The 18,451-nt window shown below is 69.0% G+C and carries 20 protein-coding genes; 11 read left to right on the plus strand and 9 right to left on the minus strand.

Translation table 11 applies throughout. The features are described from left to right. Positions 1 to 57: 57 nt before the first annotated feature. From J2X58_RS04160 to J2X58_RS04170, 3 genes are all read right to left on the minus strand, one after another. A complete protein-coding gene (locus tag J2X58_RS04160) occupies positions 58 to 873 on the minus strand; it encodes a MetQ/NlpA family ABC transporter substrate-binding protein (protein ID WP_310046548.1) in 816 nt (271 codons plus the stop codon). A gap of 80 nt (positions 874 to 953) precedes the next feature. Beyond that, a complete protein-coding gene (locus J2X58_RS04165) occupies positions 954 to 1,628 on the minus strand; it encodes a methionine ABC transporter permease (RefSeq protein WP_090053721.1) in 675 nt (224 codons plus the stop codon). Next, on the minus strand, positions 1,625 to 2,629 hold the full coding sequence (locus tag J2X58_RS04170) for a methionine ABC transporter ATP-binding protein (protein WP_310046550.1): 1,005 nt from the start codon (positions 2,627 to 2,629) through the stop codon (positions 1,625 to 1,627). The genes J2X58_RS04165 and J2X58_RS04170 overlap by 4 nt, the downstream gene beginning before the upstream one ends. Positions 2,630 to 2,738: 109 nt before the next feature. Between J2X58_RS04170 and J2X58_RS04175 the strand changes: the two genes are divergently transcribed. After that, on the plus strand, positions 2,739 to 3,224 hold the full coding sequence (locus J2X58_RS04175; RefSeq protein WP_090053718.1) for a glutathione peroxidase: 486 nt from the start codon (positions 2,739 to 2,741) through the stop codon (positions 3,222 to 3,224). 296 nt (positions 3,225 to 3,520) lie between these two features. Here the strand turns inward: J2X58_RS04175 and dacB are convergent, their stop codons facing one another. Together dacB and J2X58_RS04185 are read right to left on the minus strand one after the other, a co-directional pair. After that, on the minus strand, positions 3,521 to 4,963 hold the full coding sequence (gene dacB, locus J2X58_RS04180; protein WP_310046551.1) for a D-alanyl-D-alanine carboxypeptidase/D-alanyl-D-alanine-endopeptidase: 1,443 nt from the start codon (positions 4,961 to 4,963) through the stop codon (positions 3,521 to 3,523). Between the two features lie 14 nt (positions 4,964 to 4,977). Then, positions 4,978 to 5,763, minus strand: coding sequence for an enoyl-CoA hydratase-related protein (locus tag J2X58_RS04185; RefSeq protein WP_310046553.1), 786 nt, complete (start codon positions 5,761 to 5,763; stop codon positions 4,978 to 4,980). A 159-nt stretch (positions 5,764 to 5,922) separates the two neighbouring features. Between J2X58_RS04185 and J2X58_RS04190 the strand changes: the two genes are divergently transcribed. The 3 genes from J2X58_RS04190 to J2X58_RS04200 are packed head-to-tail and all read left to right on the plus strand — an operon-like array spanning position 5,923 to position 8,302. Further along, positions 5,923 to 6,168, plus strand: coding sequence for a FeoA family protein (locus tag J2X58_RS04190; protein ID WP_090053713.1), 246 nt, complete (start codon positions 5,923 to 5,925; stop codon positions 6,166 to 6,168). After that, positions 6,165 to 8,012 (plus strand): ferrous iron transporter B, encoded by a 1,848-nt coding sequence (locus J2X58_RS04195; protein WP_090053712.1) that lies wholly within the window; start codon positions 6,165 to 6,167, stop codon positions 8,010 to 8,012. Before J2X58_RS04190 ends, J2X58_RS04195 begins: the two co-directional genes overlap by 4 nt. After that, positions 8,009 to 8,302 (plus strand): DUF6587 family protein, encoded by a 294-nt coding sequence (locus tag J2X58_RS04200; RefSeq protein ID WP_090181176.1) that lies wholly within the window; start codon positions 8,009 to 8,011, stop codon positions 8,300 to 8,302. The genes J2X58_RS04195 and J2X58_RS04200 overlap by 4 nt, the downstream gene beginning before the upstream one ends. A 126-nt stretch (positions 8,303 to 8,428) precedes the next feature. Here J2X58_RS04200 and J2X58_RS04205 read toward each other — a convergent pair whose 3' ends face one another. After that, a complete protein-coding gene (locus tag J2X58_RS04205) occupies positions 8,429 to 9,892 on the minus strand; it encodes a phospholipase D-like domain-containing protein (RefSeq protein WP_310046554.1) in 1,464 nt (487 codons plus the stop codon). 89 nt (positions 9,893 to 9,981) lie between these two features. Between J2X58_RS04205 and ispG the strand changes: the two genes are divergently transcribed. Next, positions 9,982 to 11,241, plus strand: coding sequence for a flavodoxin-dependent (E)-4-hydroxy-3-methylbut-2-enyl-diphosphate synthase (gene ispG, locus J2X58_RS04210; RefSeq protein ID WP_310046555.1), 1,260 nt, complete (start codon positions 9,982 to 9,984; stop codon positions 11,239 to 11,241). A gap of 78 nt (positions 11,242 to 11,319) precedes the next feature. After that, positions 11,320 to 12,150 carry an aldo/keto reductase gene (locus J2X58_RS04215; RefSeq protein WP_310046556.1) on the plus strand — a complete coding sequence of 277 codons (831 nt, stop codon included), beginning with the start codon at positions 11,320 to 11,322 and terminating at the stop codon, positions 12,148 to 12,150. Here the strand turns inward: J2X58_RS04215 and J2X58_RS04220 are convergent. Next, on the minus strand, positions 12,147 to 12,509 hold the full coding sequence (locus J2X58_RS04220) for a peptidase C13 (RefSeq protein ID WP_090053704.1): 363 nt from the start codon (positions 12,507 to 12,509) through the stop codon (positions 12,147 to 12,149). The two genes, J2X58_RS04215 and J2X58_RS04220, sit on opposite strands and share 4 nt — an antisense overlap. 114 nt (positions 12,510 to 12,623) lie before the next feature. On the opposite strand from J2X58_RS04220, the gene J2X58_RS04225 reads away from it, so the two are divergent. Next, on the plus strand, positions 12,624 to 12,977 hold the full coding sequence (locus J2X58_RS04225; protein ID WP_310046558.1) for a hypothetical protein: 354 nt from the start codon (positions 12,624 to 12,626) through the stop codon (positions 12,975 to 12,977). A 23-nt stretch (positions 12,978 to 13,000) separates the two neighbouring features. On the opposite strand, the gene J2X58_RS04230 is transcribed toward J2X58_RS04225, so the two are convergent. Further along, positions 13,001 to 14,536, minus strand: coding sequence for a sodium:proton antiporter (locus J2X58_RS04230; protein ID WP_310046560.1), 1,536 nt, complete (start codon positions 14,534 to 14,536; stop codon positions 13,001 to 13,003). A gap of 126 nt (positions 14,537 to 14,662) precedes the next feature. On the opposite strand from J2X58_RS04230, the gene J2X58_RS04235 reads away from it, so the two are divergent. Together J2X58_RS04235 and J2X58_RS04240 are read left to right on the plus strand one after the other, a co-directional pair. After that, on the plus strand, positions 14,663 to 14,977 hold the full coding sequence (locus tag J2X58_RS04235) for a hypothetical protein (RefSeq protein ID WP_090181167.1): 315 nt from the start codon (positions 14,663 to 14,665) through the stop codon (positions 14,975 to 14,977). A gap of 102 nt (positions 14,978 to 15,079) precedes the next feature. Further along, on the plus strand, positions 15,080 to 15,370 hold the full coding sequence (locus J2X58_RS04240) for an antitoxin Xre/MbcA/ParS toxin-binding domain-containing protein (RefSeq protein WP_090053695.1): 291 nt from the start codon (positions 15,080 to 15,082) through the stop codon (positions 15,368 to 15,370). Positions 15,371 to 15,375: 5 nt separating this feature from the next. Here the strand turns inward: J2X58_RS04240 and J2X58_RS04245 are convergent, their stop codons facing one another. Then, on the minus strand, positions 15,376 to 16,086 hold the full coding sequence (locus J2X58_RS04245; RefSeq protein WP_310046562.1) for a YdcF family protein: 711 nt from the start codon (positions 16,084 to 16,086) through the stop codon (positions 15,376 to 15,378). A gap of 170 nt (positions 16,087 to 16,256) precedes the next feature. Here J2X58_RS04245 and J2X58_RS04250 point away from each other — a divergent pair, with 170 nt between their 5' ends. Together J2X58_RS04250 and J2X58_RS04255 are read left to right on the plus strand one after the other, a co-directional pair. Beyond that, a complete protein-coding gene (locus tag J2X58_RS04250) occupies positions 16,257 to 16,880 on the plus strand; it encodes an XrtA/PEP-CTERM system exopolysaccharide export protein (protein ID WP_090181190.1) in 624 nt (207 codons plus the stop codon). 38 nt (positions 16,881 to 16,918) lie between these two features. Next, positions 16,919 to 18,451 (plus strand): XrtA system polysaccharide chain length determinant, encoded by a 1,533-nt coding sequence (locus J2X58_RS04255; RefSeq protein WP_090053692.1) that lies wholly within the window; start codon positions 16,919 to 16,921, stop codon positions 18,449 to 18,451.

The raw sequence follows: 18,451 nt of genomic DNA on the forward strand, positions 1-18,451 counted from the left end.
CGCTCCCGGCTCCAACGGCGTCGCGGCCAGGCTTGCTCCCACGGGGAGGGGCCGCGATCAGAAGGCGGGGAGTACCGCGCCGCCGTAGGTCTTCTCGATGAACGCCTTCACCTCCGGCGAGGTGAGCGCCTTCGCGAGCTTCTGCACGCGCGGGTCGTCCTTGTTGTCCGGGCGGGAGACGAGGAAATTCACGTACGGCGAATCCTTGTCCTCGATGAGCAGCGCATCCTTCACGGGATTCAGCTTCGCCGCCAGGGCGTAGTTGGTGTTGATCAGCGCGAGGTCCACCTCGCCCAGCACGCGCGGCAGCATCGCGGCTTCCAGTTCGCGGAACTTGAGGTTCTTCGGATTGGTGGCGACGTCCTTGAGCGTGGCGAGCCGGTCGTTCGGGTTCTTCAGCGTGATCAGCCCGTGCTTCGCCAGGAGGAGCAGGGCACGGCTGTTGTTGCTCGGGTCGTTCGGGATCACGACGTCGGCGCCGTCGGGCAGCTGGTCGATCGAGGTGTACTTCTTCGAATAGGCTCCGAAGGGCTCGATGTGCACGCCCGTGACCTTCACCAGGTTCGTGCCGCGCTCCTTGTTGAAGGCGTCGAGATAGGGCTCGGTCTGGAAGAAGTTGACGTCCAGCTGCTTCTGCGCGACCTGCATGTTCGGCTGCACGTAATCGGTGAACACGCGGATCTCGAGGTCCACGCCTTCCTTCGCCAGCAGCGGCTTGATCTCCTTGAGGATCTCCGCGTGCGGCACGGGCGTGGCGGCGACGCTGAGCTTCGCGCCGCCGTTGCCACCGTTATCGGCGCCGCCATCGCCACCGGAGCAGCCCGCGACGAGCAGGGCCAGGGCGGTAGCGAGGGGAAGCAGGAAGTTCTTCATGGCGGCGGACCGTCGCTCTTGTTGCGGTGCGACAGCATAGACGTCCATACCGCCGGATGCAAAACGGCACCCGCCACCGCTCATCGCCGGCTGTAGCGCCCCACGAGGCGGTCGCCGATGGACTGGAGGATCTGGACGAGCACCACCAGCAGCGCGACCGTCACCAGCATGTAGTCGGGCTTGTAGCCGTTGTAGCCGTACTGGTAGGCGAGCGCGCCGAGGCCGCCGGCGCCGACGATGCCGCCCATGGCGGTGTAGCCGACGAGTGCGACCGCGGTGACGGTCGTGGCGGCGATCAGGCCGGGACGCGACTCGGGCAGGAGCACCCGCGTGACGATCTGCGCCGTCGTGGCGCCCATGGCCTGGCTGGCCTCGATCACGCCGCGGTCGACCTCGCGCAGCGCGGTTTCGACGAGGCGGGCGAAGAAGGGCGCCGCGCCTATCACGAGCGGCACGATCGCACCGCGGATACCGATGCTCACGCCGGTGATGGCCTGCGTCACCGGAATCAGCAGGATCATCAGGATGATGAAGGGGATCGAGCGGAGCACGTTCACCACGAGCGAAAGCACGCCGTAGAGCTTCGGCCTGGCATGCAGCTGGCCGCGCGCGGTGAGGAACAGCCACACGCCGAGCGGCAGGCCCAGCACGAGCGTGAAAAGCAGCGAGCCGCCGAGCATCAGCAGCGTGTCGAGGCAGGCCTGCGCGATCTCCGGCCAGTCGATGTTGGGGAACAGGGTCTGCATGGGGCTCATCGGGCCACCTCCTCGATGTCGACGTCGGCGGCGCGGATCTGCGCGAGCGCGTCCTCCAGGCGTTCGCCGTTCATGGCGAGCGTCAGTTGCCCGTAGGGCACGTCCTTGATCCGGTCCACCCGGCCGGACAGCAGGTTGTATTCCACGCCGGTATCGCGCACGACGCGCGACAGCAGCGGCGAGTAGGTCGCGTCGCCGCGGAAGGAGAGGCGGAACAGACGCCCCGTCACGCCCGGGAACTCGGGGCCACGGCCCTCCCGGTGGTCCGCCTCCGCGACGAAGCGGCGCGTGGTCGGGTGCCGCGGATGGAGGAACACGTCTGCGACGGGACCCGATTCGACCACCTGGCCGGCGTCGAGCACGGCCACGCGATCGCAGACGCGGCGGATCACGTCCATCTCGTGCGTGATGAGCACGATGGTCAGTCCGAGGCGGCGGTTGATGTCCGCCAGCAATTCGAGCACCGACGCCGTGGTCTGCGGATCGAGCGCGCTGGTCGCCTCGTCGCAGAGGAGGATCTTCGGCTGGCTGGCCAGCGCGCGCGCGATGCCGACGCGCTGCTTCTGTCCACCGGACAGCTGCGCCGGGTACTTGCGGGCGTGCGAGGTCAGGCCGACCAGGTCGAGCAGTTCGTCGACGCGCGCGGCGATGGCCGTCTCGTCCATGTCGCCGTGCAGGCGCAGCGGGAACGCGACGTTGTCGGCGACGGTGCGCGACGACAGCAGGTTGAAGTGCTGGAAGATCATGCCGATGCCCGAGCGCAGCCGGCGCAGGTCCGCGCCCTGGGCCTGCGTCACGTCGCGGCCATCGATGAACACCTGGCCGGAGGTGGGGCGTTCCAGCAGGTTGATCAGGCGCAGCATCGTCGACTTGCCGGCACCGGAATGACCGATGATGCCGAAGACCTCGCCGGCCTCGATGGCGAGGTCGACGGGATGCAGGGCGGGGACGAGCGTCCCGTCCACGGAATAGGACTTCGACGCGGCGGCGAAACGGATCACGGGCGATGGCTCATTGCCGATAAGACGGCCCATGGTAGCCGAAGGAGGGCCTGCGGGCCGCCAATCGGGCGTAGACTCTGCCCGGTCCCGCCCTCAAGGAAGCCGCGCCATGGCAAGCATCTACGATTTTTCCGCCCGCGACATCGACGGCAACGAACGCTCGCTCGCGGAGTTCCGCGGCAAGGCGTTGCTGGTGGTGAACGTGGCCTCGAAGTGCGGCTTCACGCCGCAGTACAAGGGGCTCGAGGCGTTGCAGAAGTCGTTCCACGAGCAGGGGTTCGAGGTACTCGGCTTTCCGTGCGACCAGTTCGGGCATCAGGAGCCGGGTGACGAAGCCGAGATCCGCGACTTCTGTTCCCTCACGTACGACGTGAGCTTTCCCATGTTCTCGAAGATCGAGGTCAACGGTGACGGCGCGCATCCGCTGTATCGTTGGCTGAAGAGCCAGAAGAAGGGCCTGCTCGGCACCGAGGGCATCAAGTGGAACTTCACCAAGTTCCTGATCGACCGCGAGGGCAACGTCGTGGACCGGTATGCACCGACGGATACGCCGGAGAAGATCGCGAAGGATCTTCCGGGCGTTCTGGCGGGGTGACAGCGCCATGTAGGAGCGCGCCCTGCGCGCGAGATCTTCTCGCGACGCGTACCGGGACCTGTGGCTCACGGCCCCAACACATGTCGCGCGCAGGGCGCGCTCCTACAGCGGGTGCTACTTCGGGAGTTGCAGGGGATTCCGCTCGGCGTCCGGCGTCGCGCCCACCACGCGGATCTCGCTCTGCGCGTACGGGAATGCCGTCCGTAGGAGCGCGCCCTGCGCGCGACATCTTTTCGCGAGGCGTACCGGGACCTGTGGCTCACGGCCCCAACACATGTCGCGCGCAGGGCTCGCTCCTACAATCGCGTCGCTTCCTCCGCCAGCATGACCACGATCGCGTCGACTTCCGCGGACACGGGGGGCGCCGGCGTCGCCATGCGCGACTGCGCATAGTTGTTCAGCACGATCGCGAAGGCTAGCCGCTGGCCTCCTTTCGTGGTCACGTACCCCGCGAGCGCGTTGACGAAGCTCATGCTGCCCGTCTTCGCCACGACGTTGCGTTCGGCGGCGGTGCCACGCATGCGCGTCGCGAGCGTTCCATCGACGCCGGCCACGGGCAGCAAGGCCTTCCAGCGTTCCGCCAGGGGCGATGAGGCCATGTCGGCGAGCACGCGCGTCAGCGATGCCGCGGTCGTCAGGTCGTGACGCGACAGGCCCGTGCCCTCGTTCATGGTGACCGCGGTCGGCCCGATGCCCCGGCCCGCGAGCCATGCCCGCAGGGCGCCGGCCGCGCGTTCCTCGGCTGGTCCCGGACCGGCGGCCTCGAGGCCGGTCAGCTGGAAGACGCTCTGCAGGTAGAGGTTCTGGGAGCGCTTCAGTCCCGCCCGCAGGATCTCCAGCAGGGGTGGTGACGGGACGCTGGCGAGCACGGCGCCGCCCGGGGAGCCCACCGGCCAGCGCACGCTGCGCGCTTCACCGTCCACGCGGATGCCATGCGTGACAAGCGCCTGCCGCAGGCGGCGGGCCGCCGTCAGGGCCGAATCGGGCATCGACAGACGGCCGCGTCGCGTCGCGCACACCTCGTCGCTTCCGCACGCGGCGCCCGGGGCAGGCACGAAGACGGTGGCGCTGCCGGGTGCCCGGTACATCGACGACGGGCCGTCCGCGGTGCCCGTGACGTCGATCGCGACGGCGGCGTCCTCCGGGACGACGCGGGGAACGCCATTCCCCGGCACGGTGACGGTGAGCGTGTTTTCGTCGATCGTCAGCGCACCGGCTTCCGCGCCGTAGGCGGTCTGCAGATCGGAGGCTTCCCATCCGGCGCCGATGGGAGGGCCGGCGAAGGCGGTGTCGTCCCCCACCACGCCGCCATCGATCCGGCGCAGGCCCGTCGCGGCGAGCTCGGTGGCGAGGCGGTCGGCCCAGCCGTCGCCCGACAGCGTCGGGTCGCCGCGGCCGCGCAGGACCAGAGGGCCATGCAGCCGCCCCTTTCGTATCTCGCCGCCCGCGAGCACGTCGGTGTGGGTGCGGTAGTCCGGGCCCAGCGCGTCGAGCGCGAAGGCGGCGGTGTACAGCTTCGCGGTGGAGGCCGGCAGCAGCAGGCGCCCGTCGTCGTGCGCGTACACCGTGCGGCCATCGTCGAGCGAGACGACCGAAATGCCCCAGGACGCCGAGGCGAAGCGCGGCGCCGCGATGTGGGCGTCGATGCGCTGGGGCAGGGTCTGGGCCTGGGCGGGAAGGGCGATCAGGAAGAGCGCCGTGAGCGCCCAACGGCGGAGCGAGCCAAGGTACTGTGGCAAGCGCCCTTCGCGCATCAGCCGAGCCACGAGGGCTGGGTCTTTTCCAGGAAGGCGGTGAGACCGTCCTGGCCTTCGGGCGAGACGCGGAGCTTCGCGATCAGGGCGGCGTTCGTGGCATCGGTGGCTTCCATCGCCGCGGCATCCATGCCGCCCATCCCGAGCGCCAGGCGCTTGGCCTCGGCCTGCGCGACCGGTCCACCCTTCGTGAGCAGGCCCAGGACGCGCTCGACGGCGGCGTCCAGCTCGTCGGCCGGGACGGTTTCGTGGACGAGCCCCATGGCCAGCGCCGCCGGCGCGGTGAAGATCTCGCCCGTGAGGAACAGCCGCCGCGCCTGGCGCAGTCCGATGGCCGCGACCACATAGGGGGAGATTACGGCCGGCACCAGGCCGAGCTTCACCTCGGACAGCGCGAACTTCGCGCCGTCGGTCGCGATGGCGATGTCGCAGCACGCCACGAGTCCCACGCCACCGCCGAACGCCGCGCCGTTGACGCGCGCGACGGTCGGCTTCGCAAGAAATTGCAGGCGGCGCATGAGCCGGGCCAGCCGCAGCGAATCCTCCCGGTTGTCCGCCTCCGACGCCGCGGCCATGCCGCGCATCCAGCGCAGGTCGGCACCGGCGGAAAAGCTCGCGCCCGTCCCGGTCAGCACCACCGCGCGGATGGCCGGATCGCGCTCGACCGTGTCGATGGCGTCCGTCAGGTCGGCGATCAGCCCATCGTCGAAGGCGTTGTGCACCTCGGGGCGGTTCATGACCAGATGGGCGACGTGGCCCTTGGGGATCAGCTCGACGGCAGGCATGCGCAACGCTCCGGATTCACGGCCACCGATCATAAACGCTGAAAGGTCCGCGACGTTTCGCCGGTCCATGCTCGGGAAGGTGTGGGTGCGGCGTCCGTCGGGATGCAGGCACACGCCCGAAGGCATATAATGCGAACAGTTCTTATTTGAGTAAGCCCAGTGCGCCTCTCCGACGCGCCGAAAGGTGCCAATGCCGTGGTCCAGTCCGTCAGCGATGCCCATCCCGCCGATCCGATCGCGCAGCGCCTGCGCGATCTCGGCTTCGTCGCGGGCGAGCCGGTGCGACTCGTCGCGCGCGGCCCGCTGGGCGGCGATCCGCTGCTGATCCAGATCGGGTCGACCCGTTTCGCCCTGCGCAAGAGCGAGGCGGCCCGCGTGGACGTGTCGGTGGAGAACGCCGCGTGAGCGCCGCCGCCCTGCGTATCGCATTGGTGGGCAACCCGAACTGCGGCAAGACCGCGCTGTTCAACCAGCTCACCGGCGGTCGCCAGAAAGTGGCCAACTACGCCGGCGTCACCGTCGAGCGCAAGGAGGGCCGCTTCGTCGCGCCGTCCGGCCGCATGCTTCACATTCTGGATCTTCCCGGCGCGTACAGCTTCGACGCGACGAGTCCCGACGAAGCGATCACGCGCGACGTCTGCCACGGACGCTACCCGGGCGAAGCCGCGCCGGACCTCATCGTCTGCGTGGCCGACGCCACGAACCTGCGCCTGCACCTGCGCTTCGTGCTCGAGGTGCGCCGACTCGGCCGTCCGGTCGTGCTCGCGCTCAACATGATGGACGCCGCGCGTCGGCGCGGCATCGCCATCGACGTCGCGGCGCTGTCGCGGCGCCTCGGCGTGCCGGTCGTCGAGACGGTCGCCGTGAAGCGCGGCGGAGCGAAGGCGCTGATCGAGCGCATCGACGCGAGCGTGCCCGACATCGTGCCCGCGGCCATCGACGTCGCCGGCGTCGAGCAGCTGCACGCGGAGGTCCGCTCGATCCTCGCCGACACGGTGACGATGTCGCGCGACACCGTGGCGATCGACGACGCGATCGACCGCTGGGTGCTGCATCCCGTGTTCGGTCTGGCGATCCTCGCCACGCTCATGTTCTTCATCTTCCAGGCGGTGTTCTCCTGGGCGCAGCCGATCATGGACGGCATCGAGGGCGGTATCGCCGCGCTCGGTACTTTCGTCACGGGGTTCCTGCCGGAAGGCAGCGCGCTGCACAGCCTGCTCAACGACGGCCTGTTCGCCGGCCTGGGCGCGGTGCTGGTATTCCTGCCGCAGATCCTCATCCTTTTCCTCTTCATCCTCGTGCTCGAGGAATCGGGCTACCTGCCGCGCGCCGCGTTCCTGCTCGACCGCCTGATGTTCCGCGTCGGACTGACGGGCCGGGCGTTCATCCCGCTGCTGTCGAGCTTCGCCTGCGCCATTCCCGGCATCATGGCCACGCGCAGCATCCAGGACCCGCGCGACCGCCTGACCACGATCCTGGTCGCGCCGCTGATGACCTGTTCCGCGCGCCTGCCGGTCTACACGCTGCTGATCGCGGCGTTCATTCCGGATCGCGCCGTGTGGGGCGTGTTCAACCTGCAGGGCATCGTGTTGTTCACGCTGTACTTCGCGGGTATCTTCAGCGCGCTGGGCGTGGCGTTCGTCATGAAACGGCTGCGCAAGGACAAGAGCGAGCATGCGCTGATCATGGAGCTGCCCTCGTACCGCCTGCCCAACGTGCGCGACATCGCGCTGGGCCTGTGGGAACGCGCGCTGATCTTCCTCAAGCGTGTCGGCGGCATCATCCTCGCGCTCACCGTGCTGCTGTGGTTCCTGTCGAGCTTCCCGGGGCCGCCGGAAGGCGCGACGCAGCCTGCCATCGACTACAGCATCGCCGGCCGGCTCGGCCGCATGCTCGAGGTGATCTTCGCTCCCATCGGCTTCAACTGGCAGATCTGCATCGCGCTGGTGCCGGGTCTCGCCGCCCGCGAAGTGGCGGTGGCGGCGCTGGGAACGGTCTATGCGATGTCCGGCAGCGACGACTCCGTCGCTTCGCAACTCGGGCCGCTGATCGCCAACGAGTGGTCGCTCGCGACCGCGCTGTCCCTGCTGGCGTGGTACGTGTTCGCGCCGCAATGCATGTCCACGCTGGCGGTGATCCGCCGCGAAACCAATTCCTGGCGTAACGTCGCCGTGGCCGCCGGTTACCTCTTCGGCCTGGCCTACCTCGCGTCGTTCGCCACGTATCAGATCGCGAGGGCGCTTTCATGAGCACGTTCGAACTGGTCCAGGGCGCGATCATCGGCGCCGTCGTCGCCGCCAGCGCGTTCACGGCGTTTCGCAAGCTGTTGCCGAAGACGTCGGCACGCTGGATGGCCCGGATGTCGGCGAGCCTGAATCGCGACGGTCGAGCCGCATGGGTGCGCGCCTTCGGTCGCCGCCTGCAACCCGCCACCGCCACGGGAAGCTGCGGCGACGGCTGCGGATCGTGCAACAGCTGCGGCCCGGTACAGCCGCGCACCGAGGCGCAACCGCTGCACTTCAAGCCACGCACCCGGTAGGAGCGCGCCCTGCGCGCGACATGTTCTGAGGCGATGCCCGGGAGCTGGCGCGCCAGCCGTGAGCGCCGGTCCGAAAAGATGTCGCGCGCAGGGCGCGCTCCTACCGGGCCGCGCGCGTCCTGAACGTCACGAAGGCACATCCTCGGCCGATTCCCTTCGCTTCCTGCGCAGCGTCCACCAGCTCACCGCCAGGTTCACGGTGAACCATGCGCCGATGAGCGCCAGCGGCCATGCGATGACGGCGGGCCAGAGGATGGCGATCGTCGTCAGCACGAGCGCCGTCGCCGCGCCAGCGAGCAACGGCCCTGTCTCCGTGTCGCCCAGCACGCGGTGCTGGGTGATCGCGGCACCCACCGTGTTGGCGATGCGCAGGGCGCCGGCGGCCGCCCGGCTCGAGCTGCCGCCGGCGCGATGCGGGCGGGGCGGGCGAGGCGAACGGCTGCGCATGCGCTCGTTGCCGGAGCGACGGCGGCGGCCGCGCAGCAGGATCTCCGTGGCGTTCTCCAGATCCGTCTCGTAGCGCTCCTCGAGCTGGCGCGCGAAACCGGCATCCTCGATCGCGACGTCGATCTCGCGGTTGCTCAGCCAGCTGGCGATGTTGAGATTGGACGAGCCGACGCGCGCCCAGCGGCCGTCCGCGACGGCGGTCTTCGCGTGCAGCATCGAGCCGTTCCACTCGAACACGCGGATGCCCGCCTTCAGCAGGGGGCGGTAGCCGGATCGCGACATGCTGGCGACCATCGGGATGTCGCTGGTGCCCGGCACGAGCAGCCGCACGTCGACGCCATCGCGCGCGGCGGCGGAAAGCGCCTGGACGTAGGGCGCCACGCCGACGAAATAGGCGTCGGTGAGCCAGAGCGTCTTGCGCGCCATCGCGGCCACCATCTGGTCGAGCCGGTACATGCCCGCCGTGCTCGGCTGCGTCGCGATGAGGCGCAGCGACACGTTGCCCGCGTCCGCCATGGTCGCCAGCGGCCGGATCCGCTCGTCGTCGGGCAGGGCGTCGCCGGTTTCGCGCCAGCTGTCGGCGAACGCGTGCTCGATTTCCGCGACCGCGGGACCTCGCAGCATCACGCCGGTGTCGCGCCACGGCGGCACGTCGCGGCTGGGATCGCCCAGCCATTTTTCGCTGATGCAGACGCCCGAGAGGAACCCGGTCTCGCCGTCCACCACCAGTACCTTGCGATGATCGCGGCTCACCCAGCCGAACGAACTGCCGAGCCGCGGCGGGTTGTAGATGCGGACCTGCCCGCCGGCGTCGCGCAAGGGCTGCCAGAAGGCGGAGCGCGACTGCCCGAGACAACCGGCCCAGTCGGCGATGACCGCCACGAAGACGCCGGCCTTCGCGCGCTCGACCAGCGCGTAGAGGAACGCCTTGCCGACCGCGTCGTCGCGGATGATGTAGTTCTCGAGGAACACATGGCGGCGCGCACCCGCGATGGCCGCCAGCCACGCGTCGAAATGCGCGCGCGCGTCGATCAGCAACTCGACCGCGTTGCCGCCGATCAGCGGCGCGCCCGCGCTGCGGCTCAGCGCCTGCTCGGCGAACAGGCGGCTGGAGAAACCCATGGAGCGTTGACGGACGTTCATGTCGCGGAGTGTATCGGCATCCCATGTGAACGCGGGACCGGGGTGCGGGATCCGGCCAACCAGGCGCCGATGCGCTAAAATCGGCGGCTATGACCGAACACCTCACCAGCCGCCCCCGCCCCGCGGAAGCCGGCGCCCGCCGGCCCAGCACGGGCGTCACGATCGACCGCGTGAAGGTCGGTGGTGGCGCGCCGATCGTCGTCCAGTCGATGACCAACACCGACACCGAAGATCCGGTGTCGACGGCGAAGCAGGTCGCGGAACTGGCGCGCGCCGGTTCCGAGATGGTCCGCATCACGGTGAATACGCCCGCCGCCGCCGCGGCGGTACCGCGTATCCGCGAACGCCTGGAAATGATGGGCGTGTCCGTGCCGCTGATCGGCGATTTCCATTACAACGGCCACCAGTTGCTCGAAGGCGAGCCGGCCTGCGCCGAGGCGCTGGCGAAGTACCGCATCAATCCGGGCAATGTCGGCTTCGGCAAGAAGAAGGACGCCCAGTTCGCCTCGATCATCGAGATGGCGATCCGCTACGACAAGCCGGTGCGCATCGGCGCGAACTGGGGCTCGCTCGACCAGTCGATGGTCGCGACCCTCATGGACGAGAACTCGCGTCGCGCCGATCCGTGGGACGCCGGCCACGTGGCCCGCGAGGCTCTCATCCGCTCGGCGCTCGATTCCGCCGCGCGGGCGGAAGACCTGGGCCTGGCGAAGGACCGCATCATCCTCTCCTGCAAGGTGTCGGGCGTGCAGGAACTGATCGCGGTCTATCGCGACCTCGCTCGCCGCGGCGACTACGCGCTGCACCTCGGCCTCACCGAGGCCGGCATGGGCTCCAAGGGCATCACGGCCTCCAGCGCCGCGCTCGCCGTGCTGCTGCAGGAGGGCATCGGCGACACCATCCGCATCTCGCTCACGCCGGAACCGGGCCAGTCGCGCACCGCGGAGGTGATCGTCGCGCAGGAACTGCTGCAGACGATGGGCCTGCGCGCGTTCACTCCACTGGTCACGGCATGCCCGGGATGTGGACGCACCACCAGCGAGTTCTTCCAGGAACTGGCGAAGACGGTGCAGGGTCATGTGCGCGAGAATATGCCGCTGTGGCGCGTGAAATACGACGGCGTGGAGAACATGACGCTCGCGGTCATGGGGTGCGTGGTCAACGGCCCCGGTGAGTCGCGCCACGCGAACATCGGCATCTCGCTGCCGGGTAACGGCGAGGCGCCCTCGGCGCCGGTGTTCATCGATGGCGAGAAGGCGATGACGCTCCGCGGCGACAACATCGCCGACGAGTTCGTCGCGATCCTCGACCACTACGTCGAGACGCATTACGCGGCACGGGGCGACTGACCAGATTCCGTCACGCCGCGCATGCCAGGTCGTCCGTCATCATGGCGGGCGAAGCACCTTCGTAAAGGAGAGCAAGGCATGGCGAACACGGTTCCGCTCATCACCCTCAACGACGGCCACCAGGCACCCCAGCTCGGCTTCGGCGTCTTCCAGATTCCCGACGACGAGACCGCGAAGGCCGTCGAGGCGGCGCTCGGGGCCGGTTACCGGTCGATCGATACGGCGGCCATCTACGGCAACGAGAAAGGCGTGCGCCAGGGTATCGAGCGCTCCGGCGTGGCGCGCGACGACATCTTCCTGACCACGAAGCTGTGGAACGCCGAGCAGGGCTACGACAGCACGCTGCGTGCCTTCGACGAGAGCCTGAAGAAGCTCGGCACCGACTACGTCGACATGTACCTGATCCACTGGCCCACGCCCCGGCGCGACCGCTACATGGACACCTGGAAGGCGTTCCTGAAACTGCGCGAGGAAGGCCGCATCCGCTCGGTAGGCGTGTCGAATTTCCTGCCCGCGCACCTGGAGCGGCTGATCGGCGAATCGGGTGTCGTCCCCGTCGTCAACCAGATCGAACTGCACCCGGACTTCGCGCAGCGCGAGCTGGTGGCGGCGCACCGCAAACATGGCATCGTCACCGAATCCTGGAGCCCGCTGGGCCAGGGCGGGGACCTGCTGAAGCATCCGGTGCTCGTGCGGATCGGCGAGCGCCTCGGCAAGTCGGCGGCGCAGGTGGTGCTGCGCTGGCATGTGCAATCCGGCTTCATGGTGATCCCGAAATCGGCCACGCCGTCGCGCATCGCGTCGAACATCGACGTGTTCGGGTTCGAACTGACCGCCGACGACATGCGGGCGATCGACGAACTGGATGCCGGCAACCGGATGGGCCCCCACCCGGATGAGCTGAACTAACGATCCATCGTCACGTCGATTTCGACGGGATACGGTGCCGGTGCCTTCGGAGGCGCCGGCAGGGTCCAGGTGGCGAACTGCCCGGCGAAGCAGCGTGCGACGGGCGTCGCCGGGCGCACTTCGACGCCGCTGCTGCGGCCCGTCGCGTCGACGTCGGCCACCAGTGTGAAGGCGCGCTTGTCGGCCGGCGCGTTGCTCGCGATGCAGTCCTTCAGCGCGTCCGTTGCGGGATCGCCGATGCGGTCCCAGAGGGAGCTCTGCCAGGCCTTGCCGGCGGCGCCTTCCTCCAGCGCCTTCGCTGCCTGCACGCGGCCGTCGAACGTGTCGCCGGCGAGAGCGAGAGCCAGGGCGAGAAGCATGGGGATGTCTCCGTGAGGTCGTCGCGGGAGACTAGCAGGGAGGCAGCCGCTTCACATGATCGCGCGTACGTTCGGTGCGGCAAGCGTCGCCGTCGCGGCGCATCCGGAGTCGCCATGCGCCTGCGCATCCTCGCCTCGCTCCTGACCCTCGCCGCCGCGTCGACGGCGATCGCGCAAACGACGCCCACCGCGCCGGCCGCCGCCAATCCGGCGGCCAAGCCGCGCAACCCCGCGGCCGCGCCGTCACCAACGCAACCGAACCCTGCCGCCGTCCCCGTGCAGCCGGCCTCGGACGCCGGTGCGACCGAACGCGGCATGGCGCCGGTCGTCCCCGGAAGCACCGGCGTGACGAACCGCGTGCAGGACGCGAACGCCAACGATCGCGACGCCCAGGGCCACCTGCTCGACCCGCATGGCAAGCCGGTGGGGCAGAAGGCGACGGTGCCGGCGCCGGCAACGACGCGCTGAACGTCCGGACAGGAGCGATTCCTTCAGCCCTCCACGATCTCCAGTTCCTCAGGCGATGTCGCGGCCAGCTGGGCCCAGTCGAGTTCGTTCTCGATGGCGTGGAACACGTCGTCCTCGATCTCACCCGCGCGCCGCATGGCATGCAGCTTCTCGCGTCGCGCTTCGATGCCCTCGCGTTTCAGCGCGAAGATGCGTTGTTCGGCCTGGGGAAGGCTTCCGGACGCGATGGCGTCGCGCGCATCCGTGTACGAGGTGCGCAGGTGTTCTGCGGCCTCCGATCGGTCGTCGCCGAGCGCTTCCTCCGCGGTGTCCAGCAGCGCCAGGCGTGCGCGCGCGAGTTCCTCGTCGAACGACTGGTCGGGGCCGAAGCGCATCCAACGGACGAGCAAGGCGAGAGTGCTGCCCTGGAACACGAGGGTTCCCACGACCACGGTCAGGGCCGTGAGGACGATGAGGTCGCGTGACGGGAACTGCGCGGGCAGGGCGAGCGCGGTCGCGAGGGTGACCAGTCCGCGCATGCCGCACCAGGATGCGACCACACCCTGCTTCAGCGTGGGATTGTCACGACGGCGTGGCCAGGCGAGGTTGAGCACCCGGTTGTAGAGCATCACCCAGGCCACGCGGACCGCGATCACCACCGCGAGAGCCGTGCCGGCGAAGACGAGCGCCTGGGAGAGCTCGGCGCCGTGCATCTTCCCCACGATCGTGCGGGCCTGCAGCCCGAGCAGGAGGAACGCGACGACGTTCCCAAAGAAGACGATCGCCGCCCATACGGAGTACGAGTGGACGCGGTCGCGCGGCGGCTGCTTCGACGGGAGGTGGTGCGCGACGACCATCGCGTACGCGACGACGGCCAGGATCGGCGACGCATGGAGTTCCTCGGCCACGACCCAGACGCCGAACGTCGCCGTGAATTCGAACAGCGTCGCACCGAGCGTGCCGCTGAGCCGCGGCGCGAACACGACGTAGATGCGCCCCAGCAGGAAGCCGAGCACCAGTCCGCCCGGGATGGCCAGCGCCATGACCGGCAGCGTCTCCGCGAAGCCCCTGTCCGACATGCCCGCGGCGACGGCCGCCCCGAACAACAGGAGGGCCACGGCATCGTTGAGGAGGCTCTCGGCGGTAAGCACCTGCACCGTGCGCCGGGGCAAGTGCAGACGGGAAAGCATGGCCGCGGCGGCCGCCGCGTCGGGCGGCGCCACGATCGCGCCGAGCGCCAGCGCGACGGCCCACGGCATGCCTTTCCACGCCACGCCGAGCCAGGCCACCGCCAGCGCCGTGAGGATCACCGCCACGGCGGCCAGCGACACCGTCGGGAGCCAGAACCGGCGCAGGGTGCGCAGCGGCATGTCGTAGGCGGCATCGAGCAGTGCCGGGGCGATGAAGAGCACCAGCGCCAGTTGCGGGTCGATCGCGATCTCGGGCGACCACGGCATCGCCGCGACGGCCAGACCGGCCGCGGCGAGCACGGTCGGATAGGGCAGGGAAAGCTTCCGCGAGAGCGGCAGCAAGGCGATGGCCAGCAGGCAGAGGAGCAGCATGCTCTCGAACAAGGCCATCGGCGGGCACCTTTCGTGGGAGGAGACGAATCAATAGCGCACGGCGCGTGACGGTTCCATACGGGTCGCACGGTCTTGCGCCGGTGCGCTACCATCGGGGGCGGGGTATCCCATTCGGGAGTGAGGATGAAACGAGCGATCGTCCTGGCCGTGCTGGCCGCCGGGATCGCCGGGTGTCAGGGCATGGCGGCGAAGATGGCCAGGCTCGATGTCGGTACGCAGCGTGACCAGGTGATCGAACGGCTCGGTCCCCCGGATTCCGATCGCACGATGATCGGCTTCGAAGTCATGAGCTGGCTCGACCGCCGCCCCGGGCGGTTCTCGTTGTCCCACCGCGATTACACGGTCGTCCTGAAGGATGGGAGGGTGGTCCAGTTCGGGCCGGGCCTGATCCGCCGCGACGGCAAGACCACCCTGCAGATCGAAACCGACGATCCGTGACGCGTCGCCGGGCTTCCCGGCGCAAAGCGACGGAAACGCGTACAAGCGTGAAAGGTGCCGCCGAGGCTAGGTTTTCTCCAGGCCTATTGCGGAGTCCACGCCATGTCCCCGACGCCTTCCTTCGCTGAGCTCGCCTCCGAGCTTCACCGCCTGCACGACGCCCGCGAGGCCGTCATCGATCGTGCCCTGGACACGCTCGAGGTCAGCCATCCACCGCTGGCCCAGCTGATGCTCTCGTGCGTCGGGGATCGTCGACGCGCCGCGCACTGGCTCGTGATGCCCCAGCGGGCCTTCGCCGGCCGCAACGCGTGCGACATGCTCGCCGATGGGGACGTCGAGGGCGTCTGGGAGCAGGTGGTGCTCAAGCAGCTGGGTATCGCCGCCTCGTTCTGACCGGCTCAGATCCAGTCGCGTTGGTGGTAGACCCAAAGCGCTACGTACTCCCGCAGACAGCGCGCCGATAACGTCAGCGCGTCGCGTCGCGGCAGCCAGGCCGGCGCGCCGGCCATCGCGCCATAGGCTTCCGGTACCGGCTCTGGCCATACGTCGAGGCCTTGCCGGCGGAAGCTCGCCGCCGCGCGGCGCATGTGGATCGACGACGTCACCAGCAGGATCGAGCGAACGTCGTGCGCGGCGAGCAGGGAGGCGGAATCGCGTGCGTTCTCATGCGTGTTGTCGCTCGCGCCGTCGATGAGCAGCCGGTTGGCGGGAATGCCGGAGATCGCATAGCCCTCGGCCAGCGGTTTCGCCTGATCGCTGCCTGACACCAGGACCCATGACGCGCGGCCCTCGCGCCACAAGGCGAGGCCTCGACCGGCGCGTGTCCTCGTGCGGGCCCAGTCGCGCACGGGCAATACGCCGCCGCCGAGCACCACGATGGCGTCAGCGCGCGGATGCGCCGTCTGGGGAGGCGTGGCGAGCCGACCGCGCAGCGCCAGCGCGAACGCGGGTGTCGCGGCGATCCACACCCATGCGACGGCGACCAGCGCCGCCGCCAGCGCGGCCTTCGGTCGGCGACCGAGCACCAGGCCCAGGCAGAGCAGACCGAGAAGCAGGGCCTGGACCGCCGGATGCAGCAGTCGTGTGGCGATATCCGTCAGGAAGGTCACAGCCGGTTCCGTGCGCCGCGCGGGCGGCGTGCCATGCGTATGCGGAAGCATGGCGTAAAGCGGACGCCCGTGCCGTCGGTCGAACGGCATAGGCGGGCTGTCGGAATGGACGGCGACACCCATTGAAATGACGATACCGCTCGAGGAAGTCACAGGGGTGGGTGTTCGTCATGAAGCGTTGGAACGGTATCGTCATGCTCGTCGCGGTCGCGCTGCTCTCCGCCTGTGCCACCGGTGGGAACACCTCGCCGCCCCCCAGGCCGGACGCCGCCAGTCAGGCGGTCGACGCCTATCTGATCGGTGTCGACGATCAGCTGCAGGTGACCGTCTGGCACAACCCGGACCTGAGCGTCAGCGTGCCGGTGCGTCCCGACGGCAAGGTCACCGTGCCTCTTGTCGGCGACATCGCCGCGGGAGGCCGCACCACCGATCAGGTGGCGGCTGAAATCCAGCAGAAGCTGGGTCAGTACATACGGGATCCGCAGGTCGCCGTGATCCTCACCGCGCTGCGCAGTCACGAGTACCTCTCGCGCGTTCGCGTGACGGGAGCGGTCCGCAGCCCGATCTCCATTCCGTACCGGCAGGGCATGACGGTGCTCGACGCGGTGCTCGCGGCGGGCGGCACGACCGAGTTCGCGGCACCGGACCGCACCGAGCTCTACCGCCGCAACGACGCCGGCGCCACGCAGTCGTACGCGGTGCGTCTCGAGAAGATCCTCCAGCAGGGCGATCTGGCGAACAACTATCCCGTGCAGCCTGGTGACGTGATCACCGTTCCGCAGCGCGCTTTCTGACCGATGCCGCCACGCGGCGGCGCGAAGGGGTTACTACGATGAGCGGGGATCTCGTTCCTTTTTCGGGCATGTTGCCCGCACTGATCGGCGAGGCGCGCCGGCGACGCGTCGCGATGGGCGTGATCTTCGCGGTCATCGCCCTGGTCGCGCTCGGCGTCGGCCTGGCGTGGCCGAAGAAATACGAGGCGTCGACGACGATCCTCGCTCAGGAGGCGAGCATCATCACGCCGCTGATGGAGGGCGCCGCCGCGGCGACGGGCAACAAGAACCGCGCGGGCATCGCCCGCGACGTGATCTTCAGCCGCAAGGTGATGGACGAGGTGATGGCGAAGGGCGGCTGGCTCGCGTCCAACCCGTCGCCGATCGAGCGCGACAAGATCATGGAAGGGATCAAGTCGCGCACGAAGATCGTCAACAATCGCGAGAACCTGATCACGATCAGCTATTTCGATTCCGACCCGCGGCGTGCGTTCGAAGTGACGCGCGCGTTCGGACAGCTCTTCATCAGCGAGAGCCTCGCGTCGAAGCAGCGCGAGAGCCGTGAGGCCTACGAGTTCATCAACAGCCAGGTCGAAGCCTACCGGACCAAGCTGACGGACGCCGAGGACAAGCTCAAGGCGTACCGCGACGCCAACGCCGACGCGCGCCCCGGCAGCGAGACCGACACCAACGCCCGGATCAGCCAGCTGCGCACGCAGATCGAAAACAACCGCATGGACTACATGCAGAAGCAGTCGCAGGCGGCCGCGTTGTCGTCCCAGTTGAACGGCGAGTCCGAGGTCAACGCCGTGCAGACCGTCGGCGGCATCTACTCCACCCAGCTGGCCGACCTGCAGGGCCAGCTCGCCAAGCTGTTGCTTAACTACACCGACGACTATCCGGACGTGGTGCGCCTGCGTCACCAGATCGAGGACGTGCGCAAGCAGGCGGCCACGGCGGACGCGACACGCGCCGCGGGCGGCGCCATCCCGCTCGACCACGCCGTGACGATGAACCCCGTCTACCAGCAGATGCGCCTGCAGCTGGCCGCCGTGCGCAGCGACGCCGCCGCCAGCGCGGCGCGGGTCGGCGCCAGCGAGCGGATGCTGCAGAACGAGCTCGAGCGCAGCAAGCGCATCGCCAATTCGGAGAACGTCACCGCCGAGCTGACCCGCGACTACACGGTCAACCGCGATGTCTACCAGGATCTGCTGAAGCGCCGCGAGAACGCCCGCGTGTCGATGAATCTCGACGCCGAGCAGCGCGGCCTCACGTTCCTGGTGCAGAACCCCGCCATGATGCCGCTGGTCCCCTCGGGCCTGCGCTTCATGCATTTCGGTCTCGCTGGGCTGGCGTTGTCGCTCGCGATTCCCTTCGGCCTGCTGTTCGCCGTCGCCCGTTTCGATCCACGCGTCCGCTCGGTCGCGCAACTCGAGAGCGCCACCGGCTTCCCGGTGCTCGCCTCCATTCCGTTCTACCCGACTCCGCGCGACCGGCGCCGCGCGCACCTGCAGAACATGATGATCGTGCTGATCGTCGTCGGGGTCGCCGCCGTGTACCTCCTGGTCTTCTGGCTGAGGATGAAGGGCTGA

The sequence above is a fragment of the Luteibacter sp. 3190 genome, assembly GCF_031456385.1.
GTDB lineage: Bacteria > Pseudomonadota > Gammaproteobacteria > Xanthomonadales > Rhodanobacteraceae > Luteibacter.

Bases quoted from the DNA above. Each gene is read 5' to 3' on its own strand.
- J2X58_RS04160 (WP_310046548.1), bottom strand. From the start codon at position 873: ATGAAGAACTTCCTGCTTCCCCTCGCTACCGCCCTGGCCCTGCTCGTC.
- J2X58_RS04165 (WP_090053721.1), bottom strand. From the start codon at position 1,628: ATGAGCCCCATGCAGACCCTGTTCCCCAACATCGACTGGCCGGAGATC.
- J2X58_RS04175 (WP_090053718.1), top strand. From the start codon at position 2,739: ATGGCAAGCATCTACGATTTTTCCGCCCGCGACATCGACGGCAACGAA.
- J2X58_RS04185 (WP_310046553.1), bottom strand. From the start codon at position 5,763: ATGCCTGCCGTCGAGCTGATCCCCAAGGGCCACGTCGCCCATCTGGTC.
- J2X58_RS04200 (WP_090181176.1), top strand. From the start codon at position 8,009: ATGAGCACGTTCGAACTGGTCCAGGGCGCGATCATCGGCGCCGTCGTC.
- J2X58_RS04205 (WP_310046554.1), bottom strand. From the start codon at position 9,892: ATGAACGTCCGTCAACGCTCCATGGGTTTCTCCAGCCGCCTGTTCGCC.
- ispG (WP_310046555.1), top strand. From the start codon at position 9,982: ATGACCGAACACCTCACCAGCCGCCCCCGCCCCGCGGAAGCCGGCGCC.
- J2X58_RS04215 (WP_310046556.1), top strand. From the start codon at position 11,320: ATGGCGAACACGGTTCCGCTCATCACCCTCAACGACGGCCACCAGGCA.
- J2X58_RS04220 (WP_090053704.1), bottom strand. From the start codon at position 12,509: ATGCTTCTCGCCCTGGCTCTCGCTCTCGCCGGCGACACGTTCGACGGC.
- J2X58_RS04225 (WP_310046558.1), top strand. From the start codon at position 12,624: ATGCGCCTGCGCATCCTCGCCTCGCTCCTGACCCTCGCCGCCGCGTCG.
- J2X58_RS04230 (WP_310046560.1), bottom strand. From the start codon at position 14,536: ATGGCCTTGTTCGAGAGCATGCTGCTCCTCTGCCTGCTGGCCATCGCC.
- J2X58_RS04235 (WP_090181167.1), top strand. From the start codon at position 14,663: ATGAAACGAGCGATCGTCCTGGCCGTGCTGGCCGCCGGGATCGCCGGG.
- J2X58_RS04240 (WP_090053695.1), top strand. From the start codon at position 15,080: ATGTCCCCGACGCCTTCCTTCGCTGAGCTCGCCTCCGAGCTTCACCGC.
- J2X58_RS04250 (WP_090181190.1), top strand. From the start codon at position 16,257: ATGAAGCGTTGGAACGGTATCGTCATGCTCGTCGCGGTCGCGCTGCTC.
- J2X58_RS04255 (WP_090053692.1), top strand. From the start codon at position 16,919: ATGAGCGGGGATCTCGTTCCTTTTTCGGGCATGTTGCCCGCACTGATC.